This is a genomic window from Streptomyces sp. 13-12-16 (assembly GCF_002114215.1).
Lineage (GTDB): Bacteria > Actinomycetota > Actinomycetes > Streptomycetales > Streptomycetaceae > Streptomyces.
Window position 1 is genome coordinate 1 of the sequence record NZ_NCTE01000954.1, and the last position, 1,435, is coordinate 1,435.

Consider the following 1,435-nt stretch of genomic DNA (forward strand, 5'->3'; position numbering starts at 1 on the left):
CCCCGTACGACGGGGCCCTGGAGCTGCACCGGCGGCTGGCGGGGTCGGCGCTGGTGACCGAGCGGGACGCCGGCAGTCACGGCCTCGCGGGCGGGGCCAACGCCTGCGTGCACGGCCACCTGGAGGCGTATCTGCTGGACGGCCGGGTCCCGGGGCGGCGCGCCTCCTGCGCACCGCACCCGGAACCGGAACCGGCGTCGGCGGACCGGCGGACCGGGGAGGCCCGGCCCGCCGCCTGATCAGGCCAGGCCCGCGACCAGTTCCGCGACGTCCTTGCGGCGGCCCGTGAAGAACGGGACCTCCTCGCGGACGTGCATCCGGGCCTCCGAGCCGCGCAGGTGGCGCATGAGGTCGACGATCCGGTCCAGTTCGTCGGCCTCGAAGGCGAGGAGCCACTCGTAGTCGCCCAGGGAGAACGAGGCGACCGTGTTGGCGCGCACGTCGGGGTAGCCGCGGGCCATCTTGCCGTGGTCGGCGAGCATGCGCCGGCGGTCCTCGTCGGGCAGCAGGTACCAGTCGTAGGAGCGCACGAAGGGGTAGACGCTCACATAGTTGCGGGGCGTCTCGTCGGCGAGGAACGCCGGGATGTGCGACCGGTTGAACTCGGCGGGCCGGTGCAGCGCCATGTTCGACCAGACCGGCTCCAGCGCGCGGCCCAGCCTGGTGCGGCGGAAGAGGTTGTACGCCTCCTGGAGCTTGTCGGCGGTCTCCGCGTGCCACCAGATCATGAGGTCGGCGTCCGCGCGCAGGCCCGACAGGTCGTAGGTGCCGCGGATCGTGACGTCCTTGGCGGCGAGCTGGTCGAACAGCTCCTGGACCTCGTCGGCGTACCCGGCGCGGTCCTCCGGCAGTACGTCCTTCAGCTTGAAGACGGACCAGAGGGTGTAGCGGATGACCTCGTTGAGGTCCTTGGCCAGCTTGCCCTTGTTCGGGATCCGGTCGGGGGCGGGGGTGGTGGCGTCGTCACTCATGTCCCTTATTCTCCTGCTCCTCCGTGGAGGCTCTGCACCGGGTCGGCGGTGAGCTGCTGCACACCGTGCAGGTCACCGTGGATCTGGTCGGCGGCGGCGTACGCGCTCGCGATGCACGCGGGGACGCCGACGCCGTCGTAGGCCGCGCCGCACACGGCGAGACCGGCGAGCCCGGCGAGGTGCTCGCGGACGCGGGCCACGCGCGCGTGGTGCCCGACAGGGTACTGGGGCAGACCGTCCGGCCAGCGGGTGACGCGGGTGGCGACCGGGGCGGCGACCAGGCCGACGGCGGCCTTCAGGTCGTGCCGGGAGACCTCCACGAGGTCGGCGTCGTCGCGGCGCAGGATCTCCGTCTCGCCGTGGCGGCCCACGGAGGTGCGCAGGACGACCAGGTCCGGGTTCTCCTCGGCGATCCAGCCCCATTTGGCGGAGGCGAAGGTGGACGCCTTGATGGTGCGGCCGTC

General features: G+C 72.7%; 3 protein-coding genes. 1 reads left to right on the forward strand and 2 read right to left on the reverse strand.

Features of this window, described 5'->3' with window-relative positions:
• Positions 1 to 239, forward strand: a 239-nt coding sequence (locus B7767_RS32860; protein ID WP_179167378.1) for an alpha/beta hydrolase, incomplete at its 5' end; no start/stop codon positions are given.
• Here B7767_RS32860 and hemQ read toward each other — a convergent pair.
• Together hemQ and B7767_RS32870 are read right to left on the reverse strand one after the other, a co-directional pair.
• A complete protein-coding gene (gene hemQ / locus B7767_RS32865; protein WP_085575311.1) occupies positions 240 to 971 on the reverse strand; it encodes a hydrogen peroxide-dependent heme synthase in 732 nt (243 codons plus the stop codon). It abuts the gene before it with no gap.
• 5 nt (positions 972 to 976) lie between these two features.
• Positions 977 to 1,435 (reverse strand): NAD(P)/FAD-dependent oxidoreductase (locus B7767_RS32870; RefSeq protein WP_085575312.1); only part of this gene is annotated, 459 nt, incomplete at its 5' end.